The sequence below is a fragment of the Pandoraea sp. 64-18 genome (assembly GCF_001899225.1).
Lineage (GTDB): Bacteria > Pseudomonadota > Gammaproteobacteria > Burkholderiales > Burkholderiaceae > Pandoraea > Pandoraea cepalis.
Genome location: NZ_MKVU01000020.1, coordinates 639417 through 658827, shown reverse-complemented (window position 1 = coordinate 658827; position 19411 = coordinate 639417). Strand labels below are relative to the sequence as shown.

The following is a 19411-nucleotide window of genomic DNA, read 5'->3' as shown; positions in this document are numbered from 1 at the left end:
GAAACGGTTATGCAGCACCGCACGGTCCTGCTTGAGGAGGCCGTGGATGCCTTGCTGTGGCGCGACGACGGCGTCTACGTCGACGGCACCTTCGGCCGCGGCGGGCACAGTCGCAGGCTTCTCGAGCGGCTGGGCGCCAAGGGGAGGCTGATCGCGTTCGACAAGGATCCCCAAGCGATCGCGGAGGCGGCAAAAATTGCCGATCCGCGATTTTCGATTGAACACGACAGCTTTGCGACGTTGCGCGAGGCGCTAGCCCGCCGCGGTATCGACAAGGTGTCGGGGGTGTTGCTGGATCTGGGCGTGTCGTCACCGCAGGTCGACGACCCCGCGCGCGGATTCAGTTTTCGTTTCGACGGCCCGCTCGACATGCGCATGGATCCCACGCGCGGTGAGTCGGCCGCCGATTGGCTGGCCCGGGCAACGCTGGAAGACATGACGGAGGTCATCAAGGACTATGGGGAAGAACGGTTTGCTTTTCAGATTGCAAAGGCGCTTGTTGCTCGCCGGGCAAACGCCGATCGCCTCGGTCCACTCGTCAGCACACGCGAGCTTGCCGAGATCGTGGCGGGCGCCGTCAAGACCCGTGAGAAGGGCAAGGACCCGGCAACACGCACCTTTCAGGCTCTACGGATTCACGTCAATCAAGAGCTTGCGGACTTGCAGATAGCCCTCGACGTAGCGGCCGATGTCCTCGAAACGGGAGGCAGACTCGTGGCGATCAGCTTTCATTCGCTGGAAGACCGCATCGTGAAGCGCTTCATGCAAGCGCGCTCGAGTGCGCCGGTGGTGGACCGCCGCGTGCCCTTGCGTGCCCACGAAATTCCCGAACCGCCGTTCAAGGCCAGCCGCAAGATCAAGCCGTCCGCCGCCGAGGTGGAGGCGAACCCGCGTTCGCGCTCGGCCATCATGCGGGTCATGGAGCGGGTGTCACCATGAGCCGGCTCAATGCGCTTCTGCTCGTGTTGCTCATCGGCTGCGCGCTGTCGCTGATCAATGCCCAGTATCGGGCACGCGGTACGTTCGTCGAACTCAATCGCGAGCAGGCGCTCGAGCATCAATTGTTGCAGGACTGGGATCGCCTCCAGTACGAGCAGAGCGCGCAAAGCAAGAGTGCCCGCATCGAAAGCGTTGCGCGCAACGACCTGAAAATGCAGGCCGTCTCGCCCGGTCGCACGCAATATCTGTCCGCACCGGCCGGTAGCGCCGGCGCGATGGTTGACGTGCCGGTGCCGAGCGCGAGTGCCGCGTCCGCGCCCGAGAGCGGAGGCAAGCGATGAATCGCCGCAAGGACGCCAAGGCCAAGACCAAGGATGTGCAGTTCTCTGCCAGCCCGGTCCTGTCCGTGCGTCTGCCGATGTGGCGATCGAAGATGCTCGTCTTCGTGATATTCGGTGCGTTCGGATCGCTGGTCGCGCGCGCCTTCTGGATTCAGGGCCCGGGCAATGCCTTCTATCAGCGCCAGGGTGAGAGCCGTTACGAACGCACACTGGAGATGTCCGCCACGCGCGGCAAAGTGTTCGACCGTAACGGACAGGTGCTTGCCACCAGTCTGCCCGTCAAGGCCATCTGGGCCATTCCCGAAGACGTGCCCGACGATATCTCGACGCAACAGGTGCGCCAGCTCGCGCGTCTGCTCGAGATGGGCGAGCCGGATCTGCGCCGGAAGCTGAATCAGGAAAAGAGCTTCGTCTATGTGAAGCGCCAGGTGTTGCCGGACGTGGCCAAGCAGGTCGCCGATCTGGACATCCCGGGCGTGTACCAGCGCAAGGAATACAAGCGTTTCTATCCGGAAGGCGAGATCGCGGCCCACGTGGTCGGCTTCACGAACGTGGAAGACATCGGGCAGGAAGGCGTCGAGTTGTCGATGCAGAAGGATCTGGCGGCCACGCCGGGAAGCCGTCGCGTCATCAAGGATCGTCTCGGCCGGGTGGTCGAAGGTGTCGACATCCTGGCGCAGCCGCGCGACGGTCATGACATCACGCTCTCGATCGACAGCAAGATCCAGTTCCTCGCCTATAGCGAACTGAAAGACGCCATCGAGCGCACGGGTGCGAAGGCCGGCAGCGCCGTGGTGCTCGATGTACGCACGGGTGAAGTGCTGGCGCTCGCGAACCTGCCGACGTACAACCCCAACAACCGTACCAACCTGACCGGCGCGCAGTTGCGCAACCGGGTGATGACCGACACGTTCGAGCCGGGCTCGATCATGAAGCCGATCACCATTGCCGCTGCCCTCGAAAATGGGCACGTGACGCCGACGTCGACGGTGATGACGACCGGCCGGGCCAACTTCTTCGGCGCGAACATCACGGACACGCACGACTACGGTCTGCTTACCGTGGCGGGCGTCATCCAGAAGTCCAGCAATATCGGCACCGCCAAGATCGCGCTGCAGATGAAGCCGCAGGAAATGTGGGACATGTTCACGAGCGTCGGCCTCGGCCAAGCGCCGAAGATCGGTTTCCCGGGCGCGGTGGCGGGGCGTTTGCGTCCGGCCAAGAGCTGGCGTCCGATCGAGCAGGCGACGATGGGCTACGGCTATGGCCTGTCGGCGTCGCTGATTCAACTGGCGCGTGCCTATACCGTGTTCGCGCATGACGGCGAGCTGCTGCCGATCTCCATTTACAAGACAGATGGCAGCGTCGTGAAGGGCACGCCGGTGATTTCTCCCGCGACGGCCCGCGAAGTGCGCAAGATGCTGGAAATGGTGACGTCGCCCGGCGGTACCGCCACGCGGGCGCAAGTGATCGGCTATCGCGTCGGCGGCAAGACCGGCACGGCGTACAAACAGTCGGGCAAGGGATACGACAAGAGCAAATATCGCGCGTCGTTCGTTGGCATGGCGCCGATGTCCGAGCCGCGCATCATCGTGGCCGTCACGCTCGACGAGCCGGGGCGTGGGTCGCACTACGGCGGCGTGGCCGCCGGTCCGGCGTTCGCGGCGATCGTGGGCGGCACGTTGCGCGCCTTGAATGTGGTGCCGGATTCGCCGGTAACGAAGCTCGTCGTGAGCGACAAGGTGGAGGAGAGCGAGCCATGGGCACCGTGACCCCGACGCCGCATAACCCCGCCACGCTCGCGCTCATCGCCGACGCCGCCGAGCGCGCCACGCTGACGCAGGCGTGGGACTGGCTGCGCCGTACGGTGCCGGCCGGTGCAGCGCTGCAGGCTGACAGCCGTCGCGTGACGTCGGGCGATGTCTTCGTCGCGTACGCCGTCAAAGGCGCCGACAGCCGCGGTTTCATCGCCGACGCCGTGGAGCGCGGCGCTGCCGCAGTGCTCTGGCAGAGCGACGACTTCACTTGGCCGGCGTCGCTGGCCAGCCTCGCGAACGTGCCGGCGTTCGGCGTGCCGCGACTTGACTGGCTGGCAGGCCCGCTGGCGGCGCTCTGGTGCGGTGAGCCGAGCGTTGGCATGACGACGTTGGGCGTAACCGGCACAAACGGCAAGACATCGTGCAGTCAGTGGCTCGCGCAACTGTTGTCGAAAGCGGGCAAGCGCAGCGCGGTGATCGGCACGCTGGGTAGCGGCTTTCCCGGGCATCTGACGGTGACCGGGTTCACCACGCCCGATGCGGTCCAGTTGCAGCGCAGCCTGAGCGACCTGCGGGCGCAGGGCGCGGCGGCGGTCGCGATGGAGGTGTCGTCGCACGGTCTCTATCAGGGACGCGTGAACGGCGTGGCCTTCGACATCGCTGTCTTTACCAATCTGACGCAAGACCATCTCGATTACCACGGCACGATGGCCGAGTACGAGGCGGCGAAGACGCGTCTGTTCGACTGGCCGGGCCTCAAGGCGGCCGTCATCAATCGCGACGACGCGATGGGGCAACGCCTGCTCGCGCGTCTGGCCGGGAAGACGCCGGTCTATGAATACGGCCTGCATGGCGACGCGAAGTCGGCGCATGGCAACGTTGTGCTGCGCGCCGAGGATATCCGCGCGACCACTGCAGGTACGCGCTTCACGCTGTATCTCGGTGATCACAGTCAGCAGATCACTGTGCCGCTCATCGGCGAATTCAATGTGAGCAACGCGCTCGCCGTGCTGGGTGCGGCGCTCGCCGCCGGGGCGCCGCAAGACGCCGCCATTGCCGGGCTTGCCGCGCTCACCCCCGTGTCCGGGCGTATGGAGCAAATCGGACAGCCGGGGCAGCCGCTGGTCGTCATCGACTACGCGCACACCCCCGACGCACTCGATAAGACGCTCGACGCGTTGCGGCCGGTAGCCTCGGCGCGTGGCGGCAAGCTCGTCTGTGTCTTCGGCTGCGGGGGTGACCGCGATACGGGCAAGCGTCCGCAAATGGGCGCGGTGGCGGAGCGCCTGGCCGACGCCGTCGTGCTCACGAGCGACAACCCGCGCACGGAAGTGCCGGCCGACATCATGGCGCAAATCGCCGCGGGCCTTGCGCACCCGGGCGCGGCACGTTGCATCGAAGACCGGGCGAGCGCGATTCTGCAGGCCGTGCGCGGTGCGCAAGCCGCCGATGTCGTGCTCATCGCCGGCAAGGGACACGAAAGTACGCAGGAAATTATGGGTAAGAAAAGGCCGTTCTCCGATCAGGAGCATGCGCGTCTGGCACTCGCCGCGCGTGCGACCACCGTGCGCGGAGGTGGCGAATGACGATGATGTGGCAATTGAGCGATGCCCAGACCGCCGTTCGCGATTCGCACGTGACGGGCGCCCCAGCGACCGCCTTTGCGCGCATCGTGACCGACAGCCGCGCGGTGCAGCCGGGCGATCTCTTCGTGGCGATCCGGGGCGAGCGCTTCGACGCGCACGACTTCCTGGCCGACGTGGCGCGTGCCGGGGCGGCTGCGGTGGTCGCGTCGCGCGTGCCGGAAGGGTTCGCGACGCCGGCGCTCATCGTGCCCGACACGCGCATCGCGCTGGGCGAGCTGGCCGCTGCGTGGCGCCGCCGCTTCGCGATTCCCGTGGTCGCCGTCACCGGCAGTAACGGCAAGACGACCGTCAAGGAAATGATCTCGGCGATCTTCGCCGAGGCGGTGGGGGCCGAGGCGCGTCTGGCGACCGCCGGCAACCTGAACAACGACATTGGCCTGCCGCTCACGCTGTTCCGTCTGAACGGCAGCGACAAGCTGGCGGTGCTGGAGCTGGGCATGAATCACCCCGGCGAAACGGCGTACCTCGCGGCGATTGCACAACCGACGGTGGCCGTCATCAACAACGCGCAGCGAGAACATCAAGAGTTCATGGTGAGCGTGGCCGCTGTCGCCGAAGAGCATTCAGCCGTGCTGGCAGCGCTGTCCCACGACGGGGTTGCCGTATTCCCTGCGGAGAGCGAATTTGCGCCGATGTGGCGCGAGATCGCAGGCAAGCGCCGTGTGCTCGACTTCGCGCTCGATGGCCGCGCCGCTGTCTCCGGACGCTACGACGTCGCAACGCGCGTACTGCGTGTAACGTCGCCGGCCGGTGAGTTTTCGCTTGCATTGCCGCTGCTCGGTGAGCACAACGCGCGCAATGCGTTGGCTGCGATGGCCTGTGCGTTGGGTGCGCATGTCGACATTGGCTCGATCGTGCGGGCACTCGAAGGGTTTTCCGCCGTCAAAGGCCGTCTCCAGGTGTCAACGCTCTCCAAGGGGCCGCTCGCGGGCGTCACATTGATCGATGACACCTATAATGCGAACCCCGATTCGGTCCGCGCCGCGATCGACGTGTTGGCGCAGACGCCGGCCCCACGGGTGCTGGTGCTCGGCGACATGGGCGAAGTCGGCGACAACGGACCGGCGTTTCACCGCGAGGTGGGCGAGTACGCCGCCCAGCGCGGTATCGATCGTTTGCTCGCGATGGGCGACCAGACGACAGCCAGTGTCGCGGCCTTCGGTGACGGCGGCGAGCATTTTTCCGACGTGACGGATGTGGCGCCGCTCGTGGCCGAGCTGAATGCCACGTTGAGCGCGCCGGCCACGATATTGGTCAAGGGAAGCCGCTTCATGCGGATGGAGCGCGTGCTTGAGCAGTTGCGCGCGACGAGTGAAAGCGGGGGCGGCAACGCCCCTGCCAAGTGAAAAAGGATTGATGGAATGTTGCTGACGTTGGCGCAATGGCTGCAAGCGGATGCGAGCTATTTGCGCGTGTTCAACTACCTGACGTTTCGGGCCGTGATGGCAAGCCTCACGGCGCTGGTGATCGGGCTCTCGTTCGGGCCGATGGTCATCCGCAAGCTCGCCGAAATGAAGGTGGGCCAGGCGGTGCGTACCGATGGCCCGCAGACTCACCTTGTGAAGTCGGGCACGCCCACGATGGGCGGTGTGCTGATTCTCATCGGTATCACGGTCGCCACGCTGCTGTGGGCGGACCTGAGCAACCGCTTCATCTGGATCGTACTGACCGTTACGCTGGGCTTCGGCATCATCGGCTGGATCGACGATTACCGGAAGGTCGTCTACAAGGACCCCCGCGGCATGTCGTCGCGCGAGAAGTACTTCTGGCAGTCGATCATTGGCCTGTTCGCCGCGATCTATCTGGCGTTCTCTGTGTCGGAGACGAGCAATCTGAAGGTCTTCGAGCTGTTCATCAGTTGGGTGCGTAATGGCTTCCCGCTTGATCTGCCCCCGAAGGCCGACTTCATCGTGCCGTTCTTCAAGACGATGAGCTACCCGCTGGGCGTGTTCGGTTTCATTGCGCTCACGTATTTCGTCATCGTCGGCTCGTCCAACGCGGTGAACCTGACCGACGGTCTCGACGGTCTCGTCATCATGCCGGTCGTGCTGGTCGGCGCGGCCCTCGGCGTGTTTGCGTATGTGATGGGTAACGTCGTGTACTCGAAATACCTGCTGTTCCCGCATATTCCGGGCGCGGGCGAATTGCTCGTGTTCTGTTCGGCGATGTCGGGCGCGGGGCTTGCGTTCCTCTGGTTCAACACACACCCGGCCCAGGTGTTCATGGGCGACGTGGGGGCGCTGGCGCTCGGCGGCGCGCTCGGCACGGTGGCCGTGATCGTGCGTCAGGAAGTCGTGCTCTTCGTGATGGGGGGCGTGTTCGTGGTGGAAACGTTGTCGGTGATGCTGCAGGTGACCTGGTTCAAGTACACGAAACGGCGCTTCGGAGAAGGGCGACGCATCTTCAAGATGGCGCCGCTGCACCACCACTTCGAATTGTCCGGATGGAAGGAAACGCAGGTGGTGGTTCGCTTCTGGATCATCACGCTGATGCTGGTGCTGATCGGTCTGTCGACGCTGAAGCTGCGCTGACGAGGCCCGGGGCCCGCGAAAAGGCGACCTTGTGAAATGACAATGTCGCCTTTTCGCAAAGCAGGACTCAAGGTAAGGCCGCTCGCGCCGATAGCGGAATATCGGCGACGTTGAGGTGATGCATTCGTCGGTGGTGTGAATCGATAAAAGGGAATGAGCGACGTGTTCGGCGAGAAGTTTGGTGAATCCTGGCAACCGCGTGTCCTGATCCTGGGTCTGGGAGAGTCCGGCCTGGCGATGGCACGTTGGTGCGCGCGTTACGGCTGCCGTGTGCGGGCGGCCGACACGCGCTTTGCGTCGTCGGAGACACCGCCGAATGTTCTCGCCTTGCGTGCCGACGCCGCGCAGGCCGAATTCGTCGGCGGTGCGTTCGGGGCTCAGGTCGACACGCTGCTCGCCGACATCGAACTGATCGGTATCAGCCCAGGCCTCTCGCCGCTCTCCGCCGATGTGGCGGCGCTGCTGGCGGTGGCGGCCGAGCGGGGCATTCCCGTGTGGGGCGAGATCGAATTCTTCGCGCAGGCGCTGCGCCACATGCACGCGACGAGCGGCTACGCACCCAAGGTGCTGGCCATTACCGGCACGAACGGCAAGACGACGACCACGAGTCTGACGGGGTTGCTGTGCCGTCGCGCCGGCAAGCGCACGGCGGTCGCGGGCAATATCAGCCCGACGGCGCTCGACCGTCTGAGCGAATGCATCGCCGACGCCACGTTGCCCGATGTCTGGGTGCTCGAACTTTCCAGCTTTCAGCTCGAGGCCACGCATTCTCTCGCGCCCGATGCGGCCGCGATTCTCAATATCACGCAGGACCATCTGGATTGGCATGGCGATATGGACGCCTATGCCAAGGCCAAGGCGCGCATTTTCGGCCCGCAGACCGTTCGCGTGCTCAATCGCGACGATGCTCGCGTGATGGGTTTCGCCACGCCCGAGGCCAATGTCGTGACCTTCGGCACCGGCAAGCCCGAGGCCGTGGGCGACTTCGGCCTGGAGATGGAGGGCGGGATGTCGTGGCTGGTCGAGGGCTTCTCGCGCGACGACGCCCCGCCGGCGCCGAAGCGCCGCAAGGCCGGTGCCGTGGAGGCGACGCTCGAGGTGATCGGCAAACGCCTCATGCCCGCCGACGCGCTGCGCATCCGCGGTCAGCACAATGCCGCCAACGCGCTGGCGGCGCTCGCGCTCACGCGCGCCATCGACCTGCCGATGGCCAAGCTCTTGCACGGCTTGCGCGAATACCCGGGCGAGCCGCATCGCGTGCAGCTCGTCGGCGCGATCAACGAAGTCGAGTATTACGACGACAGCAAGGGCACCAACGTGGGCGCGACGGTTGCGGCCATCAACGGCCTGCAGAAGACGTTGCTCCTGATCGTCGGCGGCGACGGCAAGGGGCAGGACTTCTCGCCGCTGGCCAACCCCGTGGCGCATCACGCGCGCGCCGTGTTGCTGATCGGCCGCGACGCGCCGCAGCTGCGCGAAGCGCTGGCCGACACGGGCGTCGATCTGATCGATGCCCCGACGCTCGAAGCCGCCACGCGAGACGCTGCGAAGCTGGCCCAGCCGGGCGACGCGGTGCTGCTCTCGCCGGCCTGCGCGAGCTTCGACATGTTCCGCAACTACGAGCATCGCGCGCAAGTGTTTCGCGACACCGTGGTTGATCTGGCCGCCGACGCGGGGGTGATGCTATGAACCGTATCAAGTCGTTCTTCAGCAAGAAGCGTCAGGCCGGCTTTGCCGGGGCAGGTACGGCGGCCGCTCCGGGCGCCGCGACCCATGCCGCGAGCCGTACGCTCGGCAGCATCAAGCCGACCCGCTCACGCATGCTCGAATACGATCACGCGCTCGTCTGGGTGGTGATTTCGCTGCTGTCGCTGGGGCTGGTGATGGTGTATTCGGCATCGGTCGCGCTGCCGGACTCGCCGAAGTACAGCGGATACACGACGTACCACTTTCTCGTGCGTCACATCGTCTCGCTGACGATCGGACTGGTCGCGGCCCTCATTACGCTGCGTATTCCGGTCAAGACACTCGACAAGCTCGCGCCCAAGGTCTTTCTGCTGGCGCTGATGTTGCTCGTGATCGTGCTGATCCCGCACCTGGGCAAGGGCGTGAACGGCTCGAAGCGCTGGATTCCATTCGGAGTGCTCAATCTGCAGCCGTCGGAAATCATGAAGCTCGCGGTCACGCTGTACGCCGCGAACTACACCGTTCGCAAACAGGAATTCATGCAGAGCTTCCGCAAGGGCTTCTTGCCGATGGGCATCGCCGTTGTGTTCGTCGGTATGTTGCTGCTGCTCGAGCCGGACATGGGCGCCTTCATGGTGGTCGCGGCCATCGCGATGGGGGTGCTGTTCCTCGGCGGCGTGAACGGTCGCCTGTTCGGCGGACTGGCGCTCACGGCCGTGGGCACGTTCGCCATGCTGATCTGGTTGTCGCCGTGGCGTCGCGAGCGGATTTTCGCGTATCTCGATCCGTGGCGCGAGGACTACGCGCTCGGCAAGGCTTACCAGCTTACGCATTCGCTCATCGCGTTCGGACGCGGTGAATGGACTGGCGTGGGGCTGGGCGGGAGCATCGAGAAACTGCACTACCTGCCCGAAGCACACACCGACTTCATCCTCGCGGTGATCGGCGAAGAGTTCGGCTTCGTGGGCGTGCTGGTCGTCATCCTGCTCTTTTACTGGATGGTGCGCCGCGCGTTCGAGATCGGCCGTCAGGCACTGGCGCTCGAACGCACGTTCGCCGGCCTGCTCGCGAAGGGCGTGGGCGTGTGGCTCGCTTCGCAGACCTTCATCAACATGGGCGTGAATCTGGGCTTGCTGCCGACCAAGGGCCTCACGCTGCCGCTGGTCAGCTACGGCGGCTCGGGCATCTTGCTCAACTGTGTGGCCGTGGCGATTCTGCTGCGGGTCGATTACGAGAACCGCGTGTTGATGCGGGGAGGAAAAGTATGACCGAGCGCGCCACCGCGATGTCGGCCCCGGAAACGAAGACGCGCACGCTGCTGGTGATGGCCGGCGGCACGGGCGGTCACGTCTTCCCGGGGCTCGCGGTCGCCAACTTCCTGCGTGTGCAGGGGTGGCGCGTGGTGTGGCTTGGGAATGCGGCAGGCATGGAAGCGACGCTCGTGCCGAAGTACGACATTCCGATGGCGTTCGTGAAGTTCGGCGGCTTGCGCGGCAAGGGCCCGATGACCAAGCTGCTGCTGCCGCTCAATCTGCTGCGCGCGTTCTGGCAGAGCTTCCGCGCGATCCGCCGCGTCAAGCCGAACGTGGTGCTCGGGATGGGCGGCTACATCACCTTCCCGGCGGGCATGATGGCGTCGCTACTGGGGCGTCCGCTCGCGCTGCACGAGCAGAATTCGGTGGCCGGCATGGCGAACAAGGTCCTTGCGCGCGTGGCCGACAAGGTGCTGCTCGCGTTCCCCGACACCATCGCCGGCGGCGAATGGGTCGGCAATCCGATCCGTGCCGACTTCGACGAGATGGTGCCGCCGGCCGAGCGCTACCGCGCGCGCACCGGGCCGCTGCGTATTCTGGTGGTGGGCGGCAGCCTCGGCGCGACGGTGCTCAACGAGATCGTGCCCAAGGCGCTGGCGAAGCTGGCGCGCGACGCGCGTCCACAAGTCACGCACCAGGCGGGCGTTAAACATATTCAGACGCTGCAGGCGAACTACGCGGCAGCGGGGGTGACGGTCGATGCCGTGCCGTTCATCGACGACATGGTCGCGGCTTACGCGGCGGCGGATCTGGTGATCTGTCGGGCGGGCGCGATGACGGTGGCCGAAGTCGCGGCGGCGGGCGTGGCGGCGTTGTTCGTGCCGTTCCCGCATGCCGTCGACGACCATCAGACAACCAATGCGCGTTTCCTCGCCGACAAGGGCGCGGCAACGCTGATCGACCAGCGCGAGCTGTCGGTCGAGACCCTGGCCGAGTGGTTGCGCCGTCAGACGCGCGAATCGCTGCTCGCGATGGGAGAGAAAGCCAGGGCGCTCGCCAAGCCGGACGCCACCGAACAAGTGGCGCGCGTGTGCGCGGCTCTGGCCAAGGATTGAAATGAAACACATCGTCAAACACATTCACTTCGTCGGCATTGGCGGCTCGGGCATGAGCGGCATTGCCGAGGTGTTGCTCAACCTGGGGTATCAGGTGAGCGGCTCCGATCTCGGCGACAACGCGGTGACGCAGCGCCTCGTCAGTCTTGGCGCGCGCGTGGCCCGCGGCCACGCGGCCGAGCATATCGAAGGAGCGGACGCCATCGTCGTGTCCACCGCCATCACGGCGGACAATCCGGAAGTGCTCGCGGGGCGTGCCCGCCAGATCCCCATCGTGCCGCGCGCGCTGATGCTCGCCGAACTCATGCGCCTGAAGCAGGGCATCGCCATCGCCGGCACGCACGGCAAGACAACCACGACGAGTCTCGTGGCGAGCGTGCTTGCGCAGGGCGGGCTCGATCCGACGTTCGTGATTGGCGGCCGACTGAACAGCGCCGGCGCGAACGCCAAGCTCGGCACGGGCGACTTCATCGTGGTCGAGGCCGACGAATCGGACGCCTCGTTCCTGAACCTGAATCCGGTCATTGAGGTCATCACGAACATCGATGCCGATCACATGGACACCTATGGGCACGACTTCGCGCGTCTGAAGCAGTCGTTCGTGGCGTTCACGCAGCGCCTGCCGTTCTATGGCATCGCCGTGCTGTGCGTGGACGATTCGAACGTGCGCGAGATCCTGCCGTTCGTCTCCAAGCCGATCGTGCGTTACGGCCTGTCGGAAGATGCACAGGTGCGCGCCATCGATGTGCGTGCGGACGCCGGCCAGATGCGCTTCACCGTGCTGCGCCGGTTCGGCGCCGGTGCCGCGCCCCTCGACATCACGCTGAACCTGCCGGGTGAGCACAACGTGCGCAACGCGCTGGCGGCGATTGCGATCGCGACCGAACTTGAGGTGCCGGACGCTGCTATCCAGCAAGCGCTGGCCGAATTCAACGGCGTGGGCCGGCGCTTTCAGCGCTACGGTGACATCGCGCTGCCGAAGTCGAGCGGCGGCGGCACGTTCACGTTGATCGACGACTACGGACATCACCCGGTCGAGATGGCGGCTACGCTTGCGGCGGCCCGCGGCGCGTTCCCGGGACGTCGCATCGTGCTGGCCTTCCAGCCCCATCGATACACGCGTACGCGCGATTGCTTCGAAGACTTCGTGAAGGTGTTGTCCGACGCTGACGCCGTGGTGCTCGGCGAAGTCTATTCGGCCGGGGAGGCGCCCATCGTGGCGGCCGACGGTCGCGCACTGTCGCGCGCCTTGCGCGTGGCGGGCAAGGTGGAACCGGTTTTCGTGGAAGACGTTGCGCAACTGCCCGATGCCATTCTGCAAGTCGCCCGTGCGGGCGACGTTGTGATCACCATGGGTGCCGGCTCGATCGGCGCGGTGCCCGGCAAGTTGCAAGTTCAGCAAGGAGTTTGAAGTGAGTGCTTTCGATCCGAAACGTTTCGGCAAGGTGGGCGTCCTGATGGGCGGGCGCTCGGCCGAGCGTCAGATCTCGCTGATCTCGGGCAATGGCGTGCTCGAAGCCCTGCGCGCGCGCGGGGTGAATGCGCATGCGTTCGATACCGGCATGCACGACCTCGCGGCGCTCGCCGCGCAGAAGTTCGACCGGGTGTTCATCGCGCTGCATGGCCGCTATGGCGAAGACGGCACGCTGCAAGGCGTGCTCGAGCATCTGGGGGTTCCGTACACCGGCAGCGGCGTGTTGGCCTCCGCGCTGGCGATGGACAAGGAGATGACCAAGCGCGTATGGATCAACGAAGGGCTGCCGACGCCGCGCTTCGCGATGCTGAGCGCCGACAGCGACTTCGATGCCGTGGCCCGCGATCTCGGCCTGCCGCTCATCGTCAAGCCGTCGCGCGAAGGCTCGACGATTGGCCTGACAAAGGTCACCGAGGCGTCGCAACTGAAGGCGGCCTTCGAGAAGGCAGTCGCCCTGGATCCGGACGTCCTCGCCGAAGAATTCATCGATGGCGACGAACTGACCGTGCCGGTGCTTGGCGTGGGCACGAAGGGCGCGGCGGCCGCGCGTGCGCTGCCGGTGATCCGCATCGTGGCGCCAGACGCGAACTACGACTACCAGAACAAGTATTTCAAGGACGATACGCGCTACGAATGCCCGCCGCCGCTATCGGTGTCGTTGCAGGAGGAGGTGCAGCGCCTGGTGCTGCGCGCCTATCTCGCGCTGGGCTGTCGTGGTTGGGCGCGCGCCGACGTGATGCTGCGCAAGCGTGACAACAAGCCGTTCCTGCTGGAGATCAATACCTCGCCGGGCATGACGGGCCATTCGCTGGTGCCGATGTCGGCGCGCGCGGCGGGGCTGTCGTACGAAGACTTGGTTGTCGAAATCCTGGCCACCGCGACGCTCGATCTGCATCCGAACGCGCAGTGGAAACCCGAGTAAAACCTTGAACGCGTTGAAGAACGCCCCGATACGGAAAGCAAATCGCCATGTGGCAAAACGTACGCCTGCTCAACGCCATCGCGAGTGCGCTCGTCGCACTCGTCGTGCTGGCGGCGCTCGCTGCGGGCGGCCATTGGCTGATTCAGCGGCCGATCTTCACGCTGACGGCGGTGCAGATCGATGGGGACGTGTCTCACATCAACGGTCCGACCTTGCGCGCGAATGCCGTCTCGCGCCTGAAGGGCAATTTTTTCACGATCGATCTGGACGCCACGCGAGCGGCGTTCGAGGCCGTGCCGTGGGTGCGCCATGCAAGCGTGCGACGTGTGTGGCCGAACCGGCTCTCGGTGACGATCGAGGAATACAAGCCGCTGGCCACGTGGAACGATGGCCGTCTGGTGAGTGTGGACGGCGAGCTGTTCGCGGCGAATCTGGCCGAAGCCGAGGACGACGGCAAGCTGCCCGAGTTCGCCGGCCCGCCGGGCAGCGAAAAGGATGTGACGGCGCGGTACTACGACTTCGTGAGGTGGTTCGCGCCGCTGAAAATGAAACCCGAAGCGGTCACGCTGTCGAATCGTTACGCATGGAGCGTACGGCTCTCCGGGGGAGTGCAACTGGCGCTGGGACGGGAGCGAACCGCCGAATCCCTCGCCACACGCAGCAGGCGTTTCGTACAAGCGTATCCGCAGGTAGCGGCGCGCTGGGGAAATCAGATCGAGTATGCCGATCTGCGTTACCCGAACGGTTTTGCCGTGCGTGCCGCGGGCATGCGTTTCTTGAGCGAAGACCAGGCCAAGAAGCTTGCCGCGGCACCGGTGCAAAAGCGGGATTCGCAAAAGCCGGCCGTTGCACAACCTGCCGCGCGGCAGAAGCGAAGCCAGTGAGACTTCAGGACTTACACACGCTATGAGCAAAGATTACAAGGATCTGTTGGTCGCCCTCGATATCGGCACGTCGAAAGTCGTGGCGGTGGTGGCCGAACTGCGCCCTGAAGGCCGCTATGAAGTGATTGGCCTCGGCCAGAGCGAATCGCGCGGGCTGAAAAAAGGTGTCGTGGTGAACATTGAGGCCACGGTGCAGTCCATTCAGCGTGCACTCGAAGAAGCCGAGTTGATGGCCGACTGCAAGATCACCAACGTGTTCACGGGCATTGCCGGCAGCCACATTCGCAGCTTCAATTCGAGCGGCATGGTGGCGATCAAGGACAAGGAGGTGACGCAGGCCGACGTGGCGCGCGTCATCGAGACGGCCAAGGCGATCAACATCCCGACTGACCAGCAGGTGCTGCATATCCTCACGCAGGAATTCATCATCGACGGTCAGGAAGACGTGCGCGAGCCGATCGGCATGAGCGGCATCCGCCTTGAAGTGAAGGTGCATATCGTGACCGGCGCCGTCTCGGCGGCGCAGAACATCGTGAAGTGCGTGCGCCGGTGCGGCCTCGAAGTGAACGACCTGATTCTGCAACCGCTCGCGTCGAGCATTTCGGTGCTCACCGAAGACGAGAAGGAACTGGGCGTGGTGCTGATCGACATCGGCGGCGGCACGACCGATATCGCGATCTTCAGCGAAGGCGCGATTCGTCACACGGCCGTGATTCCGATCGCGGGCGATCAGATCACGAGCGACATCGCGATGGCGGTGCGCACGCCGACGCCGGATGCGGAAGACATCAAGATTGCGCACGGCATCGCCAAGCAGTCGCTGGCCGATCCGGACGAAATGATCGAAGTGCCGGGGCTGGGCGAGCGCGGTCCGCGCACGCTCTCGCGTCAGGCGCTGGCGGCGGTGATCGAGCCGCGCGTCGAAGAGCTGTTCTCGCTGGTGCAGCAGGTGGTGCGCGAGTCGGGGTACGAAGAACTGCTGTCCTCGGGCATCGTGCTCACCGGCGGCGCGGCGATGATGCCGGGCATGGTCGAGTTGGGCGAGGACATCTTCCTCAAGCCGGTGCGCATTGGCGTGCCGGAGTATGCGGGCGGCCTGGCCGACGTGGTGCGCAGCCCGCGCTACGCGACCGCGATGGGGCTGCTGCTCGAAGGACGTTCCCAACGCATGCGCGGGCGCAAGGTCGCGGTGCAGTCGGGGCAGGCGAATCAGGTCTGGTCGCGCATGCGCGACTGGTTCTTCAGCAATTTTTAATGGTGTTTTTTGAGGGGTGTGGATTCGGTGTTGAAAACACGCGTGGCTTACCCGAGCTGCCCGTGACCCGCAATACCGGATCTGCTTTTATATCACTGGAGGCGCTATGAACTTTGAAATGTTGGAAACGGAAACCAACGGCACCATCATCAAGGTGGTGGGTGTTGGTGGCGCTGGCGGCAATGCCGTCCAGCACATGATCAACCGGGGTGTGCAGGGCGTGGACTTCATCGCCATGAACACCGACGCTCAGGCACTCGGCCGCTCGCAGGCCAGCGTGAGCATCCAGCTCGGCAAGACCGGTCTGGGCGCAGGCGCCAAGCCGGAGATGGGACGTGCGGCGGCTGAAGAAGCCCGTGAGCGCGTGGCCGACGCCCTGCGTGGGGCGCACATGGTGTTCATCACCGCCGGTATGGGCGGCGGCACGGGCACGGGCGCGGCACCGGTGGTGGCGCAGATTGCCAAGGAAATGGGCATTCTGACCGTCGGCGTGGTGTCGAAGCCGTTCGAGTTCGAAGGCGGCAAGCGCATGCGCGTGGCCGAGACGGGCGCGCAGGAGCTGGAAGACAACGTCGATTCGCTGATCGTCGTGCTCAACGACAAGCTGTTCGAAGTCATGGGCGACGACGCCGAGATGGACAAGTGCTTCCAGTGCGCCGACGACGTGCTGCATAACGCCGTGGCCGGCATCGCCGAAATCATCAACGTCGACGGTCTGGTGAACGTCGACTTTGAAGACGTGAAGACGGTGATGGGCGAACAAGGCAAGGCCATGATGGGGACGGCGACGGTGGCAGGTGTCGATCGTGCGCGTCTGGCGGCCGAGCAAGCCGTGGCGAGTCCGCTGCTCGAGGGTGTGGACTTGTCGGGTGCGCGTGGCGTGCTGGTCAATATCACGGCATCGCGTTCGCTGCGTCTGTCGGAAACGCGTGAAGTGATGAACACCATCAAGAGCTACGCTGCCGAAGACGCGACCGTGATTTTCGGTACCGTCTACGACGACAAGATGGGCGATGCGCTGCGCGTGACTGTTGTGGCAACCGGCCTGGGCCGCGCTGTCGCGAAGAAGGCTGCCGCACCGATGACGTTGCTCAAGACCGGTACCGACAATATGCCGATCGCCACCGGCCACGTGCCGAATGTCGGTCAGGCGGGCGGTACGGACTACGGCGCGCTCGATACGCCGGCCGTGTGGCGCAGCACGCGCGAGACCGCGGCGTCGCACGTTGCCGCATTGCAGGAAAAGGGTGTCGACACGTACGACATTCCGGCCTTCCTGCGCAAGCAAGCCGACTGACAGGGTCGCGCGCGGACCAGGTGCCAGTGCCTGGTGCCGCCGCACCTTGGGAATCGCGAGGCCTATGCAGGTCGTCGTGAGGATTCGTCGTCGCTCCAACGACCATGCCGTGTGGCGTGGGGATGGCGCGCCGCAGTACGAGTCCGCATGACGATACGGCGAGGTTGTGAAGACGCGAGATGCCGTATCGCTGCGACAACCAGCATCGCAAGCGGTGTCTACCCTTCACAGGTCACGAACGTTACGGGTAAGCGTTCGGATCCCTGACCCGGTCTCGCGGATCTGTCCCCCGACCGCTGCGGCATGCCTCCGTCGCGGCGGCCGGGGTGCCCCGACGATGGGCGACGCCCGGGCTTTGGCCTGATGTCGATTTTTGAAACGGCCTATTTCGTGTCGCGATAGGGATGTGGACGAATCGATGCGGCAGAATTCGGAATGTTTAGTAACGAAGCGTTGCGTTTGTGGCACAGCGATGAAGGCTTCCATCTGGTATAATTGCATCTATGGTCACTAGCGTCTGATAGTTTAAATAAATAGCATGCTCAAGCAGCGCACTCTCAAATCCATCGCCAAGACAGTCGGCATCGGCTTGCACTCCGGTCGCAAGGTCGAGTTGTCGCTGCGTCCGGCGCCGCCCAACACGGGCATCGTCTTCTGCCGTACCGATCTGAATCCTCCTGTGGAGATTCCGGCGTCGGCGATGGCGATTGGCGACACGCGTCTTGCGTCGGTGCTGCAGAAAGAGGGCGCGCGGGTCTCCACTGTGGAGCACCTGATGTCGGCATGCGCGGGGCTGGGCATCGACAATCTGTATGTCGATGTGACGGCCGAAGAAATTCCGATCATGGACGGCAGCGCAGCAACGTTCGTCTTCCTGATTCAGTCGGCGGGCATCGAAGAGCAGGCGGCCGCCAAGAAATTCATTCGTGTGACGAAGCCGATCGAGATTCGCGAAGGCGACAAGTTCGCCCGTCTCGAGCCGTACGAAGGCTTCAAGCTCAAGTTCACCATCGATTTTCGTCACCCGGCGGTCGATCGTACCGGTCAGGCGCTGGAGATCGACTTTGCCGATACGTCCTACGCGAAGGAGATTGCGCGCGCCCGTACGTTCGGCTTTGCGCATGAGGTCGAGATGCTGCGCGAACTGGGCCTGGCGCGCGGCGGCAGCATGGACAACGCCATCGTGCTCGACGAGTACCGCATCCTGAACAACGACGGTCTGCGTTACGACGACGAGTTCGTGAAGCACAAGATGCTCGACGCCATCGGCGACCTGTACGTGATTGGCCATCCGCTGCTGGCGTCCTACACGGCGTACAAGTCGGGGCACGGTCTGAACAACCAGCTCTTGCGCGAGCTACTCGCACAAGAGGCCTATGAGATTGTCACGTTCGAGCACGCCGAAGACGCACCGCGCGGCTTCCAGTTCGAGCCGCAGACCCAGTTCGCGTAAATCGCGCAGGCCATAGGAAGCGCCGGCGGGTGGGGCGCGGATGTAACAAAACGAAAGCGCCGACTCTGCGGCGCTTTTTTATTTGACGCGCGTGCCAAATCGGCGTTGCGCTTGAATGCGTCGCGCCATGGCGACCGACGGATTCAAGGCTTGCGCGGACCGCCGTAGGAATGGCGGGCCACCAGGCGAGCCAGGGCATCGCGAAGCGGGGATGGCTCCAGCGCGTCGCGCAGATCGCGCAGGCTGACAAGGCCCTGCCGGGACAGGCGCGCCTCCTTGGGCGGCTTCTGGGGTTCGGGCGCCGTGATGCTCACACGGATCCGGATCGTGCGAATCAGCCAACCGCGTGTCGCCAGCCCCTCGATCAGTGACGGCGTTTGCTGGCGCAGCCGAGCCGCCAGTGCATTATTGGCGACGAGGAAGACCAGGGCGCCCTCGCGCGGCGGTGCTAGCCGGACGCTGCCGCTGAGCGCGGCGGGTAACAACGCGTGTACGTCGCGCTCGAGTCGACCCAGTTGTTCGGCGGCGGCCAGCAAAGAGCCGGCGCCGTCGGAGGCGCACAGCAGATCGGTGAGCGGGCGGGCAACGCGGGGAGCTTTGGGTCGTTTCATATGATGAGACAGAGGTTGCCGCGTATTTTACCCCGCCATCGGGCGTCACCTCGGTCCGAACGCCGAAAACGCCGGACGGCCCGCGTCCGAGGCCAGCGGGACGCGCCATGACAGCATGCTAGAATCCTTTTTTTGTATAGGTATCGAACCGGCGAGAGGCCTGAGTGCCAAACACCGGTGACCCGCAGCGCGCAGGCGCGTTGGGCGATTCGGCACGCGTGGGGCAAAACCCCTGAAGCGTTGCGAA

General features: G+C 64.8%; 16 protein-coding genes. 15 read left to right on the top strand and 1 reads right to left on the bottom strand.

From position 1 onward, the window contains the following. Nucleotides 1-9: 9 nt before the first annotated feature. The 15 genes from rsmH to lpxC all read left to right on the top strand — a co-directional run bounded on the left by rsmH (nt 10) and on the right by lpxC (nt 18553). Nucleotides 10-939: a 16S rRNA (cytosine(1402)-N(4))-methyltransferase RsmH gene (gene rsmH, locus BGP02_RS20090; RefSeq protein WP_017234762.1), complete on the top strand. Its 930-nt coding sequence runs from the start codon at nt 10-12 to the stop codon at nt 937-939. Further along, entirely contained in the window at nt 936-1280 is a 345-nt protein-coding gene (gene ftsL, locus BGP02_RS20085) for a cell division protein FtsL (RefSeq protein WP_017234761.1), read from the top strand. The genes rsmH and ftsL overlap by 4 nt, the downstream gene beginning before the upstream one ends. Then, complete coding sequence (locus BGP02_RS20080; RefSeq protein WP_017234760.1) at nt 1277-3052, top strand: peptidoglycan D,D-transpeptidase FtsI family protein; 1776 nt, start codon at nt 1277-1279, stop codon at nt 3050-3052. The genes ftsL and BGP02_RS20080 overlap by 4 nt, the downstream gene beginning before the upstream one ends. Then, nucleotides 3040-4623, top strand: coding sequence for a UDP-N-acetylmuramoyl-L-alanyl-D-glutamate--2,6-diaminopimelate ligase (locus tag BGP02_RS20075; RefSeq protein ID WP_261939695.1), 1584 nt, complete (start codon nt 3040-3042; stop codon nt 4621-4623). Before BGP02_RS20080 ends, BGP02_RS20075 begins: the two co-directional genes overlap by 13 nt. Beyond that, nucleotides 4620-6029 carry a UDP-N-acetylmuramoyl-tripeptide--D-alanyl-D-alanine ligase gene (locus BGP02_RS20070; protein WP_286799077.1) on the top strand — a complete coding sequence of 470 codons (1410 nt, stop codon included), beginning with the start codon at nt 4620-4622 and terminating at the stop codon, nt 6027-6029. Before BGP02_RS20075 ends, BGP02_RS20070 begins: the two co-directional genes overlap by 4 nt. A 15-nt stretch (nt 6030-6044) precedes the next feature. Next, nucleotides 6045-7214: a phospho-N-acetylmuramoyl-pentapeptide-transferase gene (mraY, locus tag BGP02_RS20065; protein ID WP_268566949.1), complete on the top strand. Its 1170-nt coding sequence runs from the start codon at nt 6045-6047 to the stop codon at nt 7212-7214. Between the two features lie 153 nt (nt 7215-7367). Continuing rightward, nucleotides 7368-8903 (top strand): UDP-N-acetylmuramoyl-L-alanine--D-glutamate ligase, encoded by a 1536-nt coding sequence (murD, locus tag BGP02_RS20060; protein ID WP_286799076.1) that lies wholly within the window; start codon nt 7368-7370, stop codon nt 8901-8903. After that, entirely contained in the window at nt 8900-10168 is a 1269-nt protein-coding gene (ftsW, locus tag BGP02_RS20055; RefSeq protein WP_150564277.1) for a putative lipid II flippase FtsW, read from the top strand. Before murD ends, ftsW begins: the two co-directional genes overlap by 4 nt. Next, nucleotides 10165-11268 carry an undecaprenyldiphospho-muramoylpentapeptide beta-N-acetylglucosaminyltransferase gene (murG, locus tag BGP02_RS20050; protein WP_442796433.1) on the top strand — a complete coding sequence of 368 codons (1104 nt, stop codon included), beginning with the start codon at nt 10165-10167 and terminating at the stop codon, nt 11266-11268. Before ftsW ends, murG begins: the two co-directional genes overlap by 4 nt. A 1-nt stretch (nt 11269) precedes the next feature. Continuing rightward, nucleotides 11270-12679, top strand: a complete 1410-nt coding sequence (murC, locus tag BGP02_RS20045) for a UDP-N-acetylmuramate--L-alanine ligase (RefSeq protein WP_017234754.1) — start codon at nt 11270-11272, stop codon at nt 12677-12679. A 1-nt stretch (nt 12680) separates the two neighbouring features. Beyond that, the gene (locus BGP02_RS20040; protein ID WP_017234753.1) at nt 12681-13664 is read left to right on the top strand and encodes a D-alanine--D-alanine ligase; all 984 of its coding nucleotides are present in this window, start codon (nt 12681-12683) and stop codon (nt 13662-13664) included. 47 nt (nt 13665-13711) lie between these two features. Beyond that, the gene (locus tag BGP02_RS20035; protein ID WP_017234752.1) at nt 13712-14548 is read left to right on the top strand and encodes a cell division protein FtsQ/DivIB; all 837 of its coding nucleotides are present in this window, start codon (nt 13712-13714) and stop codon (nt 14546-14548) included. Between the two features lie 22 nt (nt 14549-14570). Continuing rightward, nucleotides 14571-15803, top strand: coding sequence for a cell division protein FtsA (gene ftsA, locus BGP02_RS20030; RefSeq protein ID WP_261939700.1), 1233 nt, complete (start codon nt 14571-14573; stop codon nt 15801-15803). Nucleotides 15804-15909: 106 nt separating this feature from the next. After that, on the top strand, nt 15910-17100 hold the full coding sequence (gene ftsZ, locus BGP02_RS20025; RefSeq protein ID WP_017234750.1) for a cell division protein FtsZ: 1191 nt from the start codon (nt 15910-15912) through the stop codon (nt 17098-17100). Nucleotides 17101-17638: 538 nt separating this feature from the next. Then, nucleotides 17639-18553: a UDP-3-O-acyl-N-acetylglucosamine deacetylase gene (gene lpxC, locus BGP02_RS20020; protein WP_017234749.1), complete on the top strand. Its 915-nt coding sequence runs from the start codon at nt 17639-17641 to the stop codon at nt 18551-18553. 143 nt (nt 18554-18696) lie between these two features. Here lpxC and BGP02_RS20015 read toward each other — a convergent pair whose 3' ends face one another. Continuing rightward, nucleotides 18697-19164, bottom strand: coding sequence for a DciA family protein (locus BGP02_RS20015; RefSeq protein ID WP_017234748.1), 468 nt, complete (start codon nt 19162-19164; stop codon nt 18697-18699). Nucleotides 19165-19411 lie beyond the last annotated feature (247 nt).